Genomic DNA, 17,365 nt, shown 5'->3' with positions numbered 1-17,365 from the left:
TTAGAGCACGCGCTCCAGGCAGTAGTCGATGCACTCCAGGAGGGCCTCGACGTCGCCGATCTCGACGCTGGGCCACGTGCCGATGCGCAGCTGGTTGGCCCCCACGCCCCGGTAGGCGCCGATGTCGACGATCTCGTGGGCGCGCAGGTGCGCCGCCAGGTCGGTGGCCTTGACGTCGGCGTTGATTTCGATCGTGGCCGTCACGGGGGATCGCCACGCCTCCTCGGCGACGAAGGGGAAGAGCGCGGGGTGGGCGTTCGCCCAGTCGTAGATGAGGGACGAGGCCTGGGCGCAGTGGGCGCTCACGGCCTCCATGCCGCCGCGCTCGTTGAGCCACGCGACCTGGCGCTGTGCCATGATGATCGTCGCGACCGCGGGCGTGTTGAGGGTTTGGTCCTTGCGCGAGTTGTCGATGGCGGCGGACAGGGACAGGAATGGGGGGATCCAGCGCCCGCCGGGGGAGGCCTCGATGCGGCGGGCCCGCTCGATGGCGGCGGGGGAGAGAATAGCGACCCAGAGGCCGCCGTCCGATCCGAGGGCTTTTTGCAGGGAGAAGTAGTAGGCGTCGACCTGGGTGAGGTCGATCGGCGCGGCGCCTGCGATGGAGGTGCCGTCGACGAGGGTGAGCGCTCCCGGGGCATCGACGCGGTAGACGGGGGAGGCCACGCCGGTTGAGGTCTCGTTGTGGGGGTAGGCGTAGGCGTCGACGCCCTGCTCAGGGTCGCGAGGGGCGAGCGTAACCAGGGAGCCGGCCCGTGCCTCGTCGATGAGGGGGGAGGCGAGGTGGGGTGCGCGCTTCGCCGAGGCGGCGAACTTCGCGCCGAAGGCACCCCAGGAGCCGAAGGCTGCGCGCGAGGAGATGAGGCAGGCGCAGGCGGCGTCCCAGAAGGCGGAGGCGCCGCCGTTGCCGAGCACGACCTCGTAGCCGTCGGGCACGTTCAGGAGGGCGCGCAGGCCCTCCTTCAGGTCGGCGACGACGCGGCGCACGGGGGCCGCGCGGTGGGAGGTGCCCATGAGGAGGGGCGTAAAGAGGGCTTCGAGCTGGTCGTTGCGCACCTTGGAGGGGCCGCAGCCGAAGCGCCCGTCGGCGGGCAGGAGAGCCGGGTCAATGTCGGGGAAATCCACCATGACAACAGCCTAACCCCGCGCTCGCCGGTATTTCCATCACGCCCATTAATCGAATTGTCGTGAAGAACGACACGTTACGACGCGCATTTTTTCGCGTCATTGTGTCGTTTCTTTCCAGACAACAAAGGTCACCCTATCCTGGTGTTCGTAGGTGCCCCTTGAAGGAGGACGACGTGGCAGACCTGATTGACACCACCGAGATGTATCTCAAGACCATTCTTGAGCTCGAGGAAGACGGGGTGACGCCCCTGCGTGCCCGGATCGTGGATCGCCTGGGCCATTCGGGTCCGACCGTCTCGCAGACGGTGGCGCGCATGGAGCGAGACGGCCTGCTGCACGTCATGGGGGACCGGCGCTTGGAGCTGACGGAGGCGGGGCGCGCCCGCGCGACGGAGGTGCTGCGTAAGCATCGACTCGCCGAGCGTCTCCTCCTGGACGTCATTGGCATGGAGTGGGCGCAGGTTCACGACGAGGCCTGCCGCTGGGAGCACGTGATGAGCGACGCCGTCGAGGCGCGGCTGGTGGACTTGCTCTCCGATCCGACCGTGGATCCCTACGGCAATCCGTTGCCCGGCGTGGACGGGACGGAGCGCCTGCACTCCGCCGAGCTGGCGGTGCGCTCGCTCGAGTCCGGCGTTTTGACCCTGGGGCGTATCGGCGAGCCGATCCAGGCCGACGCTGAGTTGCTGGCGTCCTTCGACGAGCTGGGGCTGCGCCCGGGGGAACGCGTGGCCCTGTCTGCTCACGGGGACGTCGTGCGCGTGGCCGCGTTGGATGGCTCCGGCGAGGTCAGCGGTTACCTGACGCTTCCGATGGCGTTGGCCGCTCATCTGTTCGTGCGCGGGGAGTGACCTTCTCGGGGTGACGAGGCCGGGGCCCGGTGGGGTCTCGGCCTTCGTTGTGCAGGGACAAGCGAGCGTCTCGCATCGTGAAACGGGTGTGACGAGTTGCCGATAGGGGGAGTTTTCCCTGATACGGCTAGGCACAAATATCACGAAATGGTAACGGTGGGGTGTTGAGGCGTTATCGGAACGTGACATTGACCGGCCGTGCAGGCTATAGTGAATACCGGTCATCAGACCAACCGCCCATTCGGTACCCGAAGTGAGACAACGAATGGGACGGAAAAAGCGTCTCACGCGGGGAACCCATCACCGGCTCCTCGTAGCCTTGGGGTGAAGCTCGCACGCCGAGCCGGGCCTCCCGCCCGAACCCGACAGCTAACCTCGCAGGGAAACAGGGAGAAAACGAGTGAAGACTTCTAAGCCTACTCCGCGTCACCGCCAGGCACGCCGCCCGCTGACCGCTTCCGTGGTCGAGGGTGTGGCCACCACGAACGCCGCTCGCCCGATCGCCTTCGCGTCGGCCGCCGGTGTTGCACTGACCGCGATCGCTGCCGGTGTTGCGAACGCCGCCCCGGCCGTCCCCCAGTCTGAACCGCAGAGCGCCGACCTGAACACCACGACGATCGCCGTCGACGAGGTCACGACGGTCGAGGTCCCCGATATCGCGTGGACCGCCGAGGACGACGCCGCAGAGTCCATCACGGCTGAGGCTCCCCGCGCCCCCGAGCCGACCCCGGCTCCCGCCGCCGCGAGCGAGTCCAACACCTCCGACTCCGCCGCCTCGCGCTCCGAGACCCGCGGTGACGTCACCTCGAGCGACACCTCCGCCCGCCAGGCCGCCGTGAACGCAGCCGGCTCGGACATCGTGTCCGTCGCCCTGGGCCTGACCGGTATCCCCTACGTCTACGGTGGCGAGACCCTCGCCGGCCTGGACTGCTCCGGCCTGGTCAAGTACGCCTACGCGGCCGCCGGCATCAACCTGCCGCACTCCTCGTCCGCGCAGACCGCTGGCGGCACCATCGTCTCCGACCCGCAGCCCGGCGACATCGTGTCCTACCCCGGCCACGTCGCCATCTACATCGGCAACGGCCAGATGGTTGAGGCGACGGTTCCCGGCCGCCTCTCCCAGATCTCGCCCGTGCGCGGTGGCGCGACCTACGTGCGCTACTGAGTCACACGACCTTTCGGTGATCGCCGCAGCCCCTCGGGGCTGCGGCGATCTTTTTTCTCCTCGGCTTGGGGTTTCGCGCACCGTCAAAATGCGGCACAATATAAGTGACTGCCACCACGAGGAGGACATGATGAGTTCCACCGAAGTCATTCTGGTCGGTGTCGATGGCTCGAAGGAGAGCCTTGCCGCCGTCACCTGGGCCGCCGACCGCGGCGCGCGCACCGGAGCGCGCATCCACTGCCTGTGCACCTACGCGCTGGCCTCCTACTCAGCCGCCGCCCTCGACGGCGGATACGCCGTCCTCGACGACGAAGCCCTCAAAGCGGGCGCCGAGCAGGTCGTCGAAGAAGCCAAGGCAGTGGCACGCGAACGCGGCGCCACGCACGTGTCCGGATCCACGGAGCCGGGCGATCCCGCCGGGGTGCTCATCGACTTCTCCGCCGAAGTTGACATGATCGTCGTCGGCTCGCGAGGGGGCGGCGGCTTCGCCGATCGCCTCCTGGGCACGGTCTCCTCGGCCCTGCCCGCGCACGCCAAGTGCCCGGTCGTCGTGGTTCCGCGCCACACCTCGGGCAAGAAGTTCACACCCGTCGAGCGCGTCGTCGTCGGCATCGACGGCACCGAACAGCCCTCCTGCGCCCTCAAGAGCGCAATCTCCGAGGCGCGTGTCTGGGGTGCACGCGTCACCGCCGTCTCCGCCGTCCCCATCGCCGTCGGCCCCTCCGTCATGGCGTGGACCCCAACCGGCGTCGACCACTCGGCGCTGCTCGCCCAGGTCCGCGAGGGCATGGACGCGGCCATCGACGCCGCCCTCGACGGCGACGACATGCACGTGTCGCGTCACGCCCTCGACGGCTCCGCGGCCTCGCTGCTCATCGAGTTCTCCACCGCCGTCGACCTGGTCGTCGTCGGCACCCGCGGACGCGGCGGCCTGGCCGGCGTGCTCCTCGGTTCGACCTCGCAGACGGTCCTCCACCACTCGACCTGCCCCGTCATGGTCGTCCCCTCCGCCCACCTGGGCGAGGGTACAACCGCCGTCCACACGGAGTGGGAACGCCGTTAACGAGCCACCGACCGGGCCGGGGTGACCACGCGGGTGCCCCGGCCTCGTCCGTGCGCGTCCGGTCCGTGATATCCCACGCGCGAGGCTCGGGTCGCGCGACGCGGCGGCGCCCACTTTGCTAGAGTTGGCCCGGACAAAGTGTCACGCCCTCGTAGCTCAGGGGATAGAGCACCGCTCTCCTAAAGCGGGTGTCGGACGTTCGAATCGTCTCGGGGGCACTGTGAGGGGAACTCGTGCGTCACGCGCTCGGCTATGCAATGACTGTCGTGGCTGCCCTGTGCTGGGGCGCCTCCGGTGTCTCCGCCGACTACCTGATGGAACACCACGGCATCGAACTATCACTCGTCAGCTTCTTCCGGATGTTCACGGCCGGCATCCTCACCCTCGGCTTCGCCCTGGCTCGCGCGCGCCGCGTCACCCCCCAGCACCGCGCCCTCGTTTCCTCCGTGCTCAACTGGCGTACCCTCGTCGTCTACGCGCTCTTCGGCCTCGCTGCCTGTCAAATTAGCTACATGGAGGTCATCCGCGCCTCCAACGCCGGGACGGGCACAGTCCTGCAGTACCTGGGTCTCATCCTCATCGTCGTGTGGGTATGTCTGAGCCACCGCCGCTGGCCGCGCGCCTGTGAGGCGCTCGCCATCGTTCTCGCCCTGACGGGAACCTTCCTCCTGTCCACCCACGGCTCCCTCGACACCCTGACGCTGACGCCAACCACCCTCGCGTGGGGTGCCATCGCTGCCCTCACCCTGGCGACCTACACGCTCCTGCCCGCCCGCCTCATAGCCTCCTACGGCGCCGAGCTCGTCGTCGGCTACGGGCTCCTCATCGCCGGATCCGGCGTCGGCCTGGCCGGGCGGGTCTGGCGCTACTCCATCACCTGGACCCCAGACGTCATCGTCGCAATGACGGTCACGGTCCTCCTTGGCACCGCCGTCGCCTTCACCGCCTACCTGTGGGGAGTCGACCGCATCGGGCCCGTGCGCGCCTCCCTCGTCGGCAGCCTCGAACCCATCGCCGCGACCGGCCTGTCCGCGCTTGTCATGGGGACCCGCTACACGATCATCGACCTCGCCGGCATCCTCCTCATCGTCGGAGCCGTTGTGAGCATCTCCGTGGTCGACCTCATCCGGGCGCGCCGCGCCGGTCAATAAGCCACCCTGCCGTAGGGTGGAACCGTGGTTCCTAGTATCTTTTCGCGCCGTTCCGCTCCAGAGCCCGAGGCCCCCCAGGCCTCGTCCACGCCGACGCACCCGACCACCCTTGTCGGTCAGGCGCGCTCCGCGTGGCGCACACGACTCGAGGAGACCATCGCCGCCGAGAGCCAATCCCTGCCGACGCTGTCGCTGACCGACGCGCACCCGGGAGGCCTCGCGCAGCTCTACACCGAGCACCCCGTGCGCCTGAGCCTGCTCATCCGCGAACCCATCGCCCTCGGGCGCGCCCTCGACCGCGCCCGCGCGATCATCGCCCGCTCCGAACAACGCGCCGCCACCCACGGCACCGGGCCTATCCACCTGGGCATCGGCACCGCCACGTGGCGCCACGGTGCCGAAGTGATCACCGTCCCCGCCCTGCTGCGCCCCGTGCGCCTCGTGCGACGCGACGACGACGTCCTCATCGCCCTGGGACGGGGAGCCCTCCTGACCCCCGAACTCGCCGAGGCCCTGCGCGCCGCCGGGCAGGACGTCGACGGCCGCGACATCCTCGCCCAGGCCAGCGGACACCACGGCTTCTCCTCCTCCCAGGCCATGAGCGCCCTGCGCCAAACCTGCTCCGTTCTCAACCGCTTCGAGCTGCGCGACGAGCTCGTCGTCGGGCTCTTCTGCCACCCCGCCCGGCCCCTGGCCGCCAGCCTCGCCGCCGACGTCGAGGCCCTGGCCGACTCCGAGGTCATCCGCGCGCTCGCGGGCGACCAGGACGCCAGCCGCGACCTGAGGGAGGAACCCATCGCGACGAACCCCGGCGACCGCGATCCGTGGGCCGAAAAGGGCGTCGGCGACCTGATCCCCACCCAGCAGGACGCGGTCGAGGCCGCCTCCGACGGGCGCAGCGTCTTCATCGACGTGCCCGCCCACGCCGACGACGCCTCCATCGTCGCGGCAATCCTGGCTGACGCGGCCGCCACCGGCCGCTCCGTCCTGCACGTCTCGACCCAGACGTCGCGCTCGATCGCCGCGTATTCGCGCCTGGCGGACCTCGGCCTGGCCGACGTGGTCGCCAACATTGACGGCTACTCGGACGCGCGGCGTACCCTCGCGGAGCGCGTCCGCGAGGCCATGGAAGACATGTCGCCCGTCGTCGACCAAGAAAACGTCGACGCGCTGCGAGCCCGCCTGCGCCAGGTCCGCTCCTCCCTGGCCGCCTACGCCACCGCGTTGCACGAGCCCTACGGCCGCTTCGGCGTGTGCGCGGCGGACGCCCTGCGCGCCCTCACTGACCTCACGAGCGGCGAGGACGCCCCCACGACGCGCGTGCGCCTGTCCGAGCAGACCCTCTACGACATCGCGCTGGACCAGGGGGAAGGCGCCCGCGCCCTGCTGCGTGAGGCCCTTGCCTCCGGGCGACTCACCACGGCCTCGTCCTCCCCGTGGTCCTCCGCCGTCCTGACCTCCGACGAGCAGGCCAGCGACGTGCTGCTGCGCGTCAAACGCCTGTCGGAGACACTGCCCCAGCTGCGCGTCCACATCGCCGCCGTCGCTGGCGAGGCAGGCATCAAGCCGGCGGGCACCCTCGCCCAGTGGGACCGCCAGCTCGCCATGTTCGACGGCATCGCCGACGTCCTCGACGTCTTCCAGCCCCGCGTCTTCGAACGCAGCGCCGCCGACATGGTGGTCGCCACTGCCCCCAAGCAGTGGCGCAAAGACCACGACATCTCCATGGGCCGTTCCGAACGCACGCGCTTGGTCAAGCAGGCCCAAGACCTCGTGCGCCCCGGCGTGCACGTGCCCGACCTGCACCGCGCCCTCATCCGCGTCCAGGAGCGCCGCGACGCCTGGTGCGCGGTGTGCGGCGACGATTCCTGGCCGATCCTGCCCGCCAAGATCGGCGAAATCTCGGCCCTGACCGACGCCGTGCGCGACGACCTGGACGCCATTGCGCCCGTGTTCGTCGCCGAGGAAGAAAACCTCGTGGGCACTCACCTGCAGCGCCTCGCGACCCTCATCGAACGCTGGTCCGGCGACACCTTAGCCGCGCGCGAGGTCCCCGCCCGCCTCGAGATGCGCGCCCGCTTGGCCGACCGCGGCCTCGAGGCCCTCGCCCAGGACCTGGCGGACCGCGGCGTCTCGGACGAACAGATCGATACCGAGCTCGACCTGGCCTGGTGGGCCTCCCTGCTGCGTGCCATGCTCGCCGCCGCGCCGGCCCTCGGCGGCGTCGATCCCGGCTCCCTGGAGGAACTCGCCCGCGAGGGACGCGAGCTCGACGAGGCCCAGGTGGCCTCGCTGATCCCCCAGGCCATCACCGGAGTCCGTCGAATCCGCACGAACGCGCTGGCGGCGCGCCCCAGCCAGTACGAGGAACTGCGCGAGCTCCTCGACGGCGGCGCCCCCACCGACCTGGAGCTCCTGGTCGTCTACCCGCTCGTGCGCCACCTGCTGCCCGTCCTCATGACGGTCCCCGCGATGGTGCCCATGCTGGCGCCCACCGGGCGCACGGTCGATATGGTCGTCCTCGACGGCGCCGACGGCCTGCCTCTGGCGGAGCTGGCGCCCATCATCGCGCGCGGCCACCAGCTGGTCGTCATCGACGACCTCACGGCCGCCTCCGAGGACGGAGCGACGCGCACACTCGCGAACGTCCTGCCCACCCTGCGCGTCGAACCCGGCCCCAGGCGCCTCAACGACCAGGTCGCCCTGCTCCTGGCACGCTACGGCTACGAGCACGCCGGAATCCCCGTCCCGTGGACGGCCGCGAACGCGCCCGTGAGCGCCCGCTGGGTTGAGGCCACCGGCATGCCCGCGCCCGGCGCCCACGCGATCGAGTCCACGGGCGCCGAGGTCCGCGCCGTCGTCGACGCCGTCATCGAACACGCCGTCGAGTGCCCCGAGCGCTCCCTGGCCGTCATCGCCCTGTCGGACCGCCACGCGCAGCGCATCTCCGAGGCCCTGGCCTCCGTGCGCGCCGACGAACCTGGCCTCGCTTCTTTCTTCGACCCGGCCACCCCCGAGCCCTTCGTGGTCGTCGGCCCCAACCAGGCCGTGGGCCTGACCCGCGAGTCCCTGATCCTGTCGGTCGGCTTCGCGAAGACGCCCCACGGGCGCGTCATCCACGACTTCGGCGTGCTCTCCAGCGAGGAGGGGGCCGACACGCTGGCCGAAATCCTGCGCGTTGTACGCGGCGACCTCACCCTCGTCTCCGCCCTGCACAGCGCCGACATCGACCGCGAACGCCTCCACTACGAGGGCACGCGCATGCTCGTAGACCTCCTCGAGATCGCCGAGGGGCACGCGGGCGAGGGGATGGACGCCTGGCCGGTGCTGGCCGGGGAACCCGATCGCCTCCTCGTCGACCTCGCCGAGCACCTGTACTCGCGCGGCCTCGAGGTCGTCGCGAACGTCGGTATCCCCGGCGGCATGCGTGTCCCCCTGGCCATCGGCCACCCGGACTCGCCCGGGCGCCTGCTGGTCGCCGTCCTCACCGACGACGAGGAATACCTGTCCGAGCCCAGCCAGCGCGTGCGCGACCGCGCCCGTCCACGCTGGCTCGAGGCCCAGGGCTGGCGCGTCTACACCGCCCTGTCCATGGCCTTGTTCATTGACCCGGAGAAGGAGGCCTCGACGATCGTCGACGCCGTCCTGGACGCCCTCGAGGAGCTCAACACCCACGAGGTGGCGCCCGCCGTCGAGGTGCCCGAGCACGTGAGCGACGACGACGCCTCGGAGGAAGCAGTCGCCGCGGGCGACCAGCCCGACTCGGCGCGCGCTGAGGATGGCGACCGGCCCGTCGGCGAGGCCTCGGACGAGGCATCGGACGAGGTACTGGGTGATGCGTCGGGTGAGACGTCGGGCGAGGGGGCTGGTGAGGCCGCACCCGCTTCGCCGCGCATGCCCATGCTCGACGAAGACCTCGACGAGGAGTCCCAGCGTCGCAAGAAGGCCGACGAGGACACGACCGGTATGCTGCTGGCCATCACACGCAAGGAACGCGCGTCCGAGGAAAACCGCGGACCCCGCCCGGCGATCGCGAAGGGCCTGCCGCTGGCGGCCTATTCCGACGACCAGCTCGATGAGATGGCCGCGTGGGTGCGCTCGGACGGCGTCGAACGCACCGATCTGGAGACCGCCGAGGAGCTGCGCGAGGCCCTGGGTATCACGCGCCGAGGCTTCCAGTCGGACGCGGTCCTCGGCAACGTCGTGCGTCGCACCCGGCCCGCCGCCCCGCACGCCGACGAGGCCGGGGAGCCTGGCGAGCAGGAGCCCGGCGACCAGGAGCCCGGCGATGAGTGAGGCCCCTCGCAAGCGCCGTCGCGTCGCGCGCTTCGTCTCCGAGGTAGACCGGCGCCTCATCGCCGAAGGACTGCCGCCTTCGTGGGAGGATCGCGTGCGGCCCGAGGACACGCGCCCGGGCTCCATGGCAGATTCCCCCGACCGAGGCGACGGCGCCAACGACGCGCGCCTGCTGGCCAACGTGCCCCCGCACGCCCAGGCGCGCGCGTAGGGGTGTCCGTGCCGCGAGCCACACTGGAGCGCCGATCCGATGCATGATTTCCCGGTAATTTCGCATGCAATTTCCCTGTCAACTTTTCATGCTTTGAAATATAGGCGTTGCAATTTCAACGTTTGTCGGGGTGGCTGAAAGTTCGGGTCGCCGAATTGCATGCGAAATTAGGGGCGCGCCGTCGCGCAGCACCGCGGGGATGCAACAAGCCGGGGCCGATGTGGATCGGCCCCGGCTCGCGAGGAGGAAAGAATCAGGCGCGGTCGCCCTTGGCGAGAGCGTCACGGATCTCGGTGAGGAGCTGGACCTCTTCGGAGACCTCCTTGGGGGCCGCATCCTCGGCCTTCTTCTTGCGCTTGGCCAGCGCGTTCATCGGGACGACGAGGAAGAAGTACAGGGCGAAGGCGATGAGCAGGAAGTTAATGACGGCAGTCAGCAGGACACCGAACTTCAGCGAGGAGCCGTTGAAAGAGAAGATGAGCATGTTCGAGAAGTCCGGCTTGCCGAAGATCATGCCGATCAGCGGGTTGATGACATTGTTGACGAGGGAGTCGACGATGTCCTTGAAGGCGTTACCGATGATGAAACCGACGGCCATCTCGATGACGTTGCCGCGAGTGATGAATTCCTTGAAGCCCTTAAGCATGGGTTCTCCTGTGTGAAAGGTCGGCTCTGCCGACAAGGCTGAATCGCCGAAAGCTTCGGCGCGGCGGGCGGGAGCCGCCGGGGCTGGCGCCGCGCGGGCGCGCTGTTACCACGGAGAACATTAGGGGGACTTTCGTCTTAACGACAGTGTTTAGAGGGTAATCTTCGTCGCACTTTCTGTAATTCGGTCAGGCGTTACTGAAATAGCGCCGAAAAGGGCGCCCTGAGATGTGTATGACAAACGTCTGGCATCGCGTCAGGCGTGCCGCACGGGAACGTGGAGTGTTCGCGTGGGGGTGATGATCGCGTCGACGGGAATGTCGTGAGGTTCGCGAGGGATCCGGCCGCCGGGGAGAACCTCGTCGTCGAAGACGACGGCCACGATTGGAGCCGAGGGGGCGCGGTGGGGCAGCGTTCGGTCGTACCAACCGCCGCCCTGCCCCAGCCTCGTACCGTCCTCGCTCGCCGCCAGCGCGGGAATGAGGATCAGGTCGGCGCCCGCCAGCGCTTGCGATCCGAGGGCCTCGCCGGCCGGCTGAGCGGGAGGGGGCCCCGGGGTCGCCAGCGCGGAACCGGCTTCCCACAGTCCCCAACGCGGCTCACCCAGGGCATCCCCGGCCTCGTCGAAGAGGATGGGCAGGAGCGCGCGGGGGAACAATCTGAGCGCGAGGGACATGTCGGGCTCTAGGGGGGTGGAGACGAAGAGCGCGGGCAGTGTGACGCCGCCCATCGACGAGGCCAGGGCGCGTACCTGGGAGGCGATCCCCTCGGCCTCGGCGCGGTGATGCACGGGTAGGGGAGCTTGGTCAGTATGTGACGGCCGTGCGCCCATCTGGGGGCTGGAGAGTGCTCGGCGAGCCCTGCGACGGCCTCGGATCTCCGCGCGGAGAGTTGTTTTTGTGGCCATCGTCTCCCTCTTCAGTCGTTTTTTCGCTACGCTTGCAGTATGACAGATAGACACCAGCCCGTCGTGCACGCCGTTGTCCCCTCGGCCGGTCGTGGAACCCGCTTCCTGCCCATCACCAAGTCGGTCCCCAAGGAGATGCTCCCCGTCGTCGACCGCCCCTCGATCGAGTACATCGTTCGCGAGGCCACCGACGCTGGCATCAAGGATGTCCTGTTTGTTACCCGCGCGGGTAAGCAGGCCATCGAAGACTACTTCGACGCCGAGCCCGGCCTCGAGGCCGACCTGGAGAAGGCCGGCAAGGAAAAGGCTCTCGAATACGTCAACGAGTACAAGAAGTACGCGCGCGTCCACTCCGTGCGCCAGGGGCACCCCCTGGGCCTAGGCCACGCGATCCTTCAGGCCAAGTCTCACGTGGGCGACGCCCCCTTCGCGGTCCTGCTGCCGGACGACCTCATGGAGCCCGGATCGCAGCTGCTGCGCAAGATGATCCAGGTGCGAGGCGCCCTGGGCGGCACCGTCGTCGCCCTGCTGAAGGTCACCCCCGAGCAGGCCACCGCCTACGCCTCGACCGCCGTTGAGGTCCTGCCGATTCCCGAGGGCGTCGACCTCGAGGAGGGCCAGCTCATGCGTATCACGGACGTCACTGAGAAGCCCCCGCTCGACGAGGTCAAGTCCGAGTACGCGGTCGTCGGCCGCTACCTGCTGGACCCGGCCGTCTTCACAGCCCTCGAAAACATCGAACCGGGCGCCGGCGGTGAGTACCAGCTCACAGATGGGTACGCGCGCATGATCGACCTCCCCGAAGAAGAGGGTGGAGGGTTGTACGGTGTAGTCATCGACGAGCGGCGCTTCGACACCGGGGACAAACTCGGCTACCTCGAAGCTAACGTGACGCTCGCCCTTGAGGACCCGGCGCTTGGAGGGGAACTCAGGGAGTTCCTGCGCTCCAAGCTTGAGGACTGACAACTATGCGAAGCGTTGCCGACTTCTACCAGGACTGCCAGGCCGTCGCCCACGCGGTGCCGCCGCTCGACGTCAAGCTTGTCGATGCGGTGAGCTGCGTGCTCGCGGAGGACGTGCAGGCGCCCTTCAACCTCCCGGTCGCCGACCTGTCCGCGTGCGACGGGTACGCCGTGCGCGTGCGTGACTGTGAGGGGGCCACCTTGGAGACGCCGGTGACGCTTCCCGTCACCGAGGAGATCCGCGCCGGCGCGGTCGACCCCGCCGCCCTCGTGCCGGGCACCGCGATTCGTATCGCGTCCGGCGCGCCCATGCCCACGGGCGCCGAGGCCGTGGTCTCCCTCGAGTTCACCGACCACGGGATCGCGCAGGTCGCCCTGCGTACCGCCCCGGCCAGCGGAGAGAATATTCGTCGCCGCGCCGAGGACGTCGCGCAGGGTGAGACCGTGCTGCGCGCTGGCACGCGTATCGGAGCGCGTCAGATGGCGCTCCTGGCCGGCGTGGGTCGCGACCGGGTGCTCGTCCACCCGCGCCCGCGCGTCGTCATCATTTCCATCGGTGATGAGATCGTCGAGCCCGGCGGCGAGGCGCGCCCCGGCACCGTCTTCGACGCCAACGGTCACGCCCTGGCCACCGCCGTTGCCGACGCCGGCGCCGAGACCTTCCGTGTCGCCGCCGTCCCCGACGAGCGTGCCCGCCTGCGCGAAACGATCGAGGACCAGCTGGTTCGCGCTGACCTCGTCCTAACGACCGGCGGCATCTCCTATGGGAGCGGCGACACGGTCCGCGAGGTCCTCGGGGCGCTCGGCACGGTTCGTTTCGACAACGTCGCCGCCTGGCCTGGGCACATCATGGGCGTGGGCACCGTCGGTGGCGAAGAGGGGCGCCCCGGCACTCCGATCGTCTGCCTGCCTGGCGACCCCGTGTCCGCTCAGGTCTGCTTCGAGGTTTTCGTGCGCCCTGCGCTGCGCCACATGCAGGGATGGACCGCCGTGAACCGTCCCGTGGTGCGCGCCGCCATTGACCGTTCCTGGTACTCGCCGCGAGGCCGGCGCGAGTTCGTGCGCGTGCGCCTGACCGGCTCCCCGCGCGCCGGGTACAACGCTGCCGTCATGGGGACCCCGGCCTCGTTGCTGCTGTCCGCGCTCGCGGACTCGAACGCGCTGGCCGTCGTGCCCGAGGATGTGACGACCGTGCGCGCAGGTGACACCCTCCAGTGCCTGGTCCTCGAATGAGGTGTTTCTTCCGGCGCCCCCGGTGCGTGTGGGGGCGCGACATTGACATGCTGACGCTGCGCGTCGTGGACCCGGTGGGGCGTGGTTTTTTGCGCCCCGGGCCTGAGCCTTCGTTGCGTCCTCGTGAGCTCGTCGTGCGTCCTGTGCGCGGTGAGGAGCATCGGGCCCTTGACGCCGTGCGGCGGGCGGACGGGCATTGGTTGCGTCCGTGGGAGGCGACTTTACCGCCGGATACTCTCGAGCATATCCCTACTTTTTCGCAGTACATGCGTCGGGCGGAGAGTGATCATCGGGAGGGGACCGGCCTGATTTTCGGCGTTCAGATCGATGGGCGCTTCGTCGGCCAGTTTACCGTGTCGAACGTGCACTGGGGGGCGATGTCGTCGGGGATGCTCGGCTACTGGATTGTGTCGGAGTGGGCGGGGCGAGGCCTGGGCTCCTTGGTGGCGGCGCTCGTCCTTGATCTGGTGGTGGGGGAGCTCGGACTGCATCGCGTCGAGGTGTGTGTGCGTCCCGAGAATGAGCGTTCGTTGGGCCTGTGTCGAGGCCTGGGGTTGGTCGAGGAGGGCCTGCGGCCGCGTTTTATGCATATTGCGGGGGAGTGGGCCGACCATGTCGCGTTCTTTATTGATGCCGAGTCTTTGCCTGAGGGTGGGCTCGTGCAGCGTCGTTGGGGCAGGCCGGCGATCGGTTAGGGTGGGTGCCGAGCATCGCGCTTCGGCAGTGGCCAGCATCACTCGAAATTGGTGTTCGTGGGGTCAATGTTACACGTGTGACGATTGAGGTTAGTCATCTTTTTACCGGGAGGTTTGAGAGCTCGACACGCCCGCGAGGCGCGACAGTGCTACTCGCAAACCCCTTTACGTTGAGAGGGTGGAAATTGGTGGACTCGTCATCGCAGCGGTATTCGTGTCGCTTCTCGCGACCGTACCGTCGCTGGTCGCGCGCCGAACGGCAATCGTCCAGTCTCGCGAGATCGACCGATTTTCCCCGAGACTGCGCATCATTCATACGAATGGTCCAGAATTAGACTCGTGTGATCACGCCAGCGGGACGATCCTGGCGCGGCGCGCACTGACGAGCGGAGGAAGCATGCACACGGCCACCACTGGACGTACCCGGCCCGTCATCGACCGCCGCAACAATAGGGCCGTCCGCGACATCGCCAAGCTGCGCGCGCGCCGCGCCGCCCGGCTTGCCGCGGAGAGTGCGGCCGGGCGCCGCCGCATGGTAGTGACGGGTGTGTGTGCCCTCTCGACCGTCATCCTCGGCATCGTTATTGCCGCGACCTCGATTGCTTGGGCGTGGCTCGTTGTTCCGGTTGCCGCTCTGGTTGCGTCGCTGGCGGCATCCCGCGTCGCGGCTGTCCGCTCTCAGCGTGCTTCGGACCGTGAGCTCGAGCAGCTCACGAAGTTGCGCGCTGACGTGCGTGGTGCCGGTCGTCCAACGGCGCCCGCGCCGCAGCCGCGCGTTGTTGACGCCGCTCGGGGTGAGGGTGAGGCCGTTGCTGCCGCGCGTTCGAGCGCCTCTCCCGAGGCCGGCGCCGAGTCAGCTCCCCAGACAGGATCCGTGCCCTCCCTCGTTTTCAATGTCGAGGTGCCCGAGGCCGTCGAGGTTGCCGACACGCCCGCACGCGCCTGGACCGTCGCCCCGATCCCCGCGCCGACCTACGCGTCGCGTGATCGTATTCGCGGCCGCATCGTCCATGCGGACACGGACCTGCGGGGCATCCCGCGCATCACGGCGGCGATTCCCGCGCGCCCCATCGCACAGACCGCCCAGGTTGGTGCCCGCTCGACCGAAGAGGTCGTCGCCGATCAGGCTGTTGCCCTTGACCTGGATGCCGTCCTGGACGCGCGCCGGGCCCAATAGGGCTGCTTCTTGCTGTCGTTGCCGCGCCGCGAGCCACCGGGCTCGCGGCGCGGTTCTTTCGCGGCACCTTGGAGGCGCTGGGGGAGTGGGGTGTCTTGCTCGGTATCGTGTTCTATGTGGAATCTTCGGTGGGGCAGCTACGGCGCGGCAGCTACGGTGCGAAGGCGTGCTGATTTCGGTCGGCTTGCGTGAAGACTTCAGAGGGTGCTAAGGTATATCCGTCCTTGGGGCTATGGCGCAGTTGGTAGCGCGTCTCGTTCGCAATGAGAAGGTCGGGGGTTCGAATCCCCCTAGCTCCACCACGGGCCGACATCCGATAGCGGATGTCGGTTTTTTTGCATGCTCGGGCGTTGTTGCGGTGCTTTGTGGGTTAAAGGACACAACGTGTTGGTTTGTAGCGATTTTTCGGCTTGCTGGTGCGGGAAAATCAACATTGAAGGTGGTTGTTTCATCGTGGGGGTATGAATACCACCACGTGCCCGGCGTGCGGGCGAACGCGTGGCCTGGTGTGGGCACTCAGCTTCAGGGGCGCAGTTCGTCGAGGCGCACTGGCTGCCAGCGCTCCTCGTCTCGCACGTGGGCCCGCTAACTCGCACGCTAACCCGCTAATACGAGCGCGGGCAGCCTCGCCCAGACACGGAATAGCTGGTTTATGTGCGATATCGCGGGTTAGCGCACGCAATAGCGGGTTCGCGCGCGAGCTCCGCGCCAGGCCAGACGCCGTTGTGTCCACAACGCACATTGCCGTGCCCACGACACCTCGTTGTCGGCGTTTGTCGCCGAGGTCGTCTGCGATGTGGGCGCCACACCACCCCGAACCGCGACCTCACCGCCAGCAAACGGGGGGAATTGCACCATTAGAGCCGCGACACGCCGGCGACACGCCGACACAGTGCTCCTAATGCTGCAAAACCCCCAAACGGGCCCTGTGTCAGGCATCGCGGAGTGCGGTGGCGCGGCTTCCGTACCCGGTGGATAGCGGCGATTTGGCCTGAAGGCAACGCGCCCCAGAGCGAACGCCACGCAGACTGGCAAGCCACGCCGCACTCTGACATCTTGAGGGGCAGCACTCCAACACGAAGCGTGCTGTGCCCCCAATTTCGCATGCAATTCCCTCGTGACTTGTGTGCAGCACAGATCTGTGTCGTTGGAATTGCAACGTTTTCGCGTTATGTTCAAAGGTCAGTCAATCGAATTGCATGCGACATTGCTTCGATCGAGCCCTGAGGCGTCCCGGGTTGCAGTACAGAGGTGCACGAGTCGCCCGCGCTCCTTAACGCGCACGTGGGCCCGATAATGTGAGCATGGGCAGTGCCGCCCACGCGCAGAATATCGGGTTAACGTGCGAGATATCGGGTTAACGTGCACAGCGAGGGGCCCACGTGCAAGCGGGCGTGTGTGCCGCTTACACCTGTATTGACGCGGCTTCTGGCGCACGTAGACGCAGGGGCCGCCGCGGCGAGAGTAGTGTCCCGCATAGTGGTGTAACCGTGTGGTGGTCGGCCCGTTTGATATGGGTGCGGTCACCGTGTGATCCTTCGAGAAAGCTCTCTACTTCTGACTCGAAACGATTTGGAGGCACAACGATGACCGCTCCTCATATTATCGACCCTGCTGGCCTGCTTGGCGAGGCATTGTCCCAGGCATCCCCGGATTTGATGCGTTCCTTGCTCCAGCACGTGATTAACGCGTTGCTATCAGCGGACGCTGATGCGGTGTGCGGGGCCCAGTGGGGCCAACAAGACCCGCAGCGTCACGCCAGGCGCAATGGGTATCGCTACCGGCCCCTGGACACCAGGGTCGGCACCATTGACGTGGCGATCCCCAAGCTGCGCTCAGGAACCTACTTTCCAGAGTGGTTGCTTCAGCGCCGTAAACGCT

The 17,365-nt window shown here is 68.2% G+C and carries 14 protein-coding genes, 2 tRNA genes and 1 riboswitch; of the genes, 13 read left to right on the top strand and 3 right to left on the bottom strand.

What is annotated here, in order from left to right:
• Nucleotides 1-1,128, bottom strand: a complete 1,128-nt coding sequence (gene serC, locus HMPREF1138_RS07225; RefSeq protein ID WP_009058087.1) for a phosphoserine transaminase — start codon at nucleotides 1,126-1,128, stop codon at nucleotides 1-3.
• Between the two features lie 173 nt (nucleotides 1,129-1,301).
• On the opposite strand from serC, the gene HMPREF1138_RS07220 reads away from it, so the two are divergent.
• The 7 genes from HMPREF1138_RS07220 to HMPREF1138_RS07190 all read left to right on the top strand — a co-directional run bounded on the left by HMPREF1138_RS07220 (nucleotide 1,302) and on the right by HMPREF1138_RS07190 (nucleotide 9,865).
• The gene (locus tag HMPREF1138_RS07220; RefSeq protein WP_009058060.1) at nucleotides 1,302-1,979 is read left to right on the top strand and encodes a metal-dependent transcriptional regulator; all 678 of its coding nucleotides are present in this window, start codon (nucleotides 1,302-1,304) and stop codon (nucleotides 1,977-1,979) included.
• Between the two features lie 240 nt (nucleotides 1,980-2,219).
• Nucleotides 2,220-2,377, top strand: a riboswitch (cyclic di-AMP (ydaO/yuaA leader).
• A 2-nt stretch (nucleotides 2,378-2,379) separates the two neighbouring features.
• Nucleotides 2,380-3,144, top strand: a complete 765-nt coding sequence (locus HMPREF1138_RS07215) for a C40 family peptidase (RefSeq protein WP_009058066.1) — start codon at nucleotides 2,380-2,382, stop codon at nucleotides 3,142-3,144.
• A 130-nt stretch (nucleotides 3,145-3,274) separates the two neighbouring features.
• Nucleotides 3,275-4,207, top strand: a complete 933-nt coding sequence (locus tag HMPREF1138_RS07210; protein ID WP_039937373.1) for a universal stress protein — start codon at nucleotides 3,275-3,277, stop codon at nucleotides 4,205-4,207.
• A gap of 145 nt (nucleotides 4,208-4,352) precedes the next feature.
• Nucleotides 4,353-4,425, top strand: a tRNA-Arg gene (locus HMPREF1138_RS07205).
• Nucleotides 4,426-4,440: 15 nt separating this feature from the next.
• Nucleotides 4,441-5,358, top strand: a complete 918-nt coding sequence (locus HMPREF1138_RS07200; protein WP_009058089.1) for a DMT family transporter — start codon at nucleotides 4,441-4,443, stop codon at nucleotides 5,356-5,358.
• 24 nt (nucleotides 5,359-5,382) lie between these two features.
• A complete protein-coding gene (locus tag HMPREF1138_RS07195; RefSeq protein ID WP_009058091.1) occupies nucleotides 5,383-9,654 on the top strand; it encodes a hypothetical protein in 4,272 nt (1,423 codons plus the stop codon).
• Nucleotides 9,647-9,865, top strand: coding sequence for a hypothetical protein (locus HMPREF1138_RS07190; RefSeq protein WP_009058080.1), 219 nt, complete (start codon nucleotides 9,647-9,649; stop codon nucleotides 9,863-9,865). Before HMPREF1138_RS07195 ends, HMPREF1138_RS07190 begins: the two co-directional genes overlap by 8 nt.
• 253 nt (nucleotides 9,866-10,118) lie before the next feature.
• On the opposite strand, the gene mscL is transcribed toward HMPREF1138_RS07190, so the two are convergent.
• Nucleotides 10,119-10,511, bottom strand: coding sequence for a large conductance mechanosensitive channel protein MscL (gene mscL / locus HMPREF1138_RS07185; RefSeq protein ID WP_009058079.1), 393 nt, complete (start codon nucleotides 10,509-10,511; stop codon nucleotides 10,119-10,121).
• Between the two features lie 255 nt (nucleotides 10,512-10,766).
• Nucleotides 10,767-11,300: a 5-formyltetrahydrofolate cyclo-ligase gene (locus HMPREF1138_RS07180; RefSeq protein WP_009058056.1), complete on the bottom strand. Its 534-nt coding sequence runs from the start codon at nucleotides 11,298-11,300 to the stop codon at nucleotides 10,767-10,769.
• A gap of 156 nt (nucleotides 11,301-11,456) precedes the next feature.
• Between HMPREF1138_RS07180 and HMPREF1138_RS07175 the strand changes: the two genes are divergently transcribed.
• The 6 genes from HMPREF1138_RS07175 to HMPREF1138_RS07150 all read left to right on the top strand — a co-directional run.
• Entirely contained in the window at nucleotides 11,457-12,380 is a 924-nt protein-coding gene (locus tag HMPREF1138_RS07175; protein WP_021610794.1) for a UTP--glucose-1-phosphate uridylyltransferase, read from the top strand.
• 5 nt (nucleotides 12,381-12,385) lie between these two features.
• Entirely contained in the window at nucleotides 12,386-13,612 is a 1,227-nt protein-coding gene (locus HMPREF1138_RS07170; RefSeq protein WP_009058067.1) for a molybdopterin molybdotransferase MoeA, read from the top strand.
• Entirely contained in the window at nucleotides 13,609-14,307 is a 699-nt protein-coding gene (locus tag HMPREF1138_RS07165; protein WP_039937365.1) for a GNAT family N-acetyltransferase, read from the top strand. Before HMPREF1138_RS07170 ends, HMPREF1138_RS07165 begins: the two co-directional genes overlap by 4 nt.
• A 178-nt stretch (nucleotides 14,308-14,485) precedes the next feature.
• On the top strand, nucleotides 14,486-15,484 hold the full coding sequence (locus HMPREF1138_RS07160) for a hypothetical protein (protein WP_009058062.1): 999 nt from the start codon (nucleotides 14,486-14,488) through the stop codon (nucleotides 15,482-15,484).
• Between the two features lie 226 nt (nucleotides 15,485-15,710).
• Nucleotides 15,711-15,786, top strand: a tRNA-Ala gene (locus HMPREF1138_RS07155).
• Nucleotides 15,787-17,070: 1,284 nt separating this feature from the next.
• Nucleotides 17,071-17,365: transposase (locus HMPREF1138_RS07150; RefSeq protein ID WP_039937363.1), on the top strand; the 295-nt coding region annotated here is incomplete at its 3' end.

It is taken from the genome of Actinomyces sp. ICM58, assembly GCF_000283035.1.
Lineage (GTDB): Bacteria > Actinomycetota > Actinomycetes > Actinomycetales > Actinomycetaceae > Pauljensenia.
The sequence above is the reverse complement of the archived record's forward strand: the minus strand, read 5'-3'. Positions and strand labels throughout refer to the sequence as shown.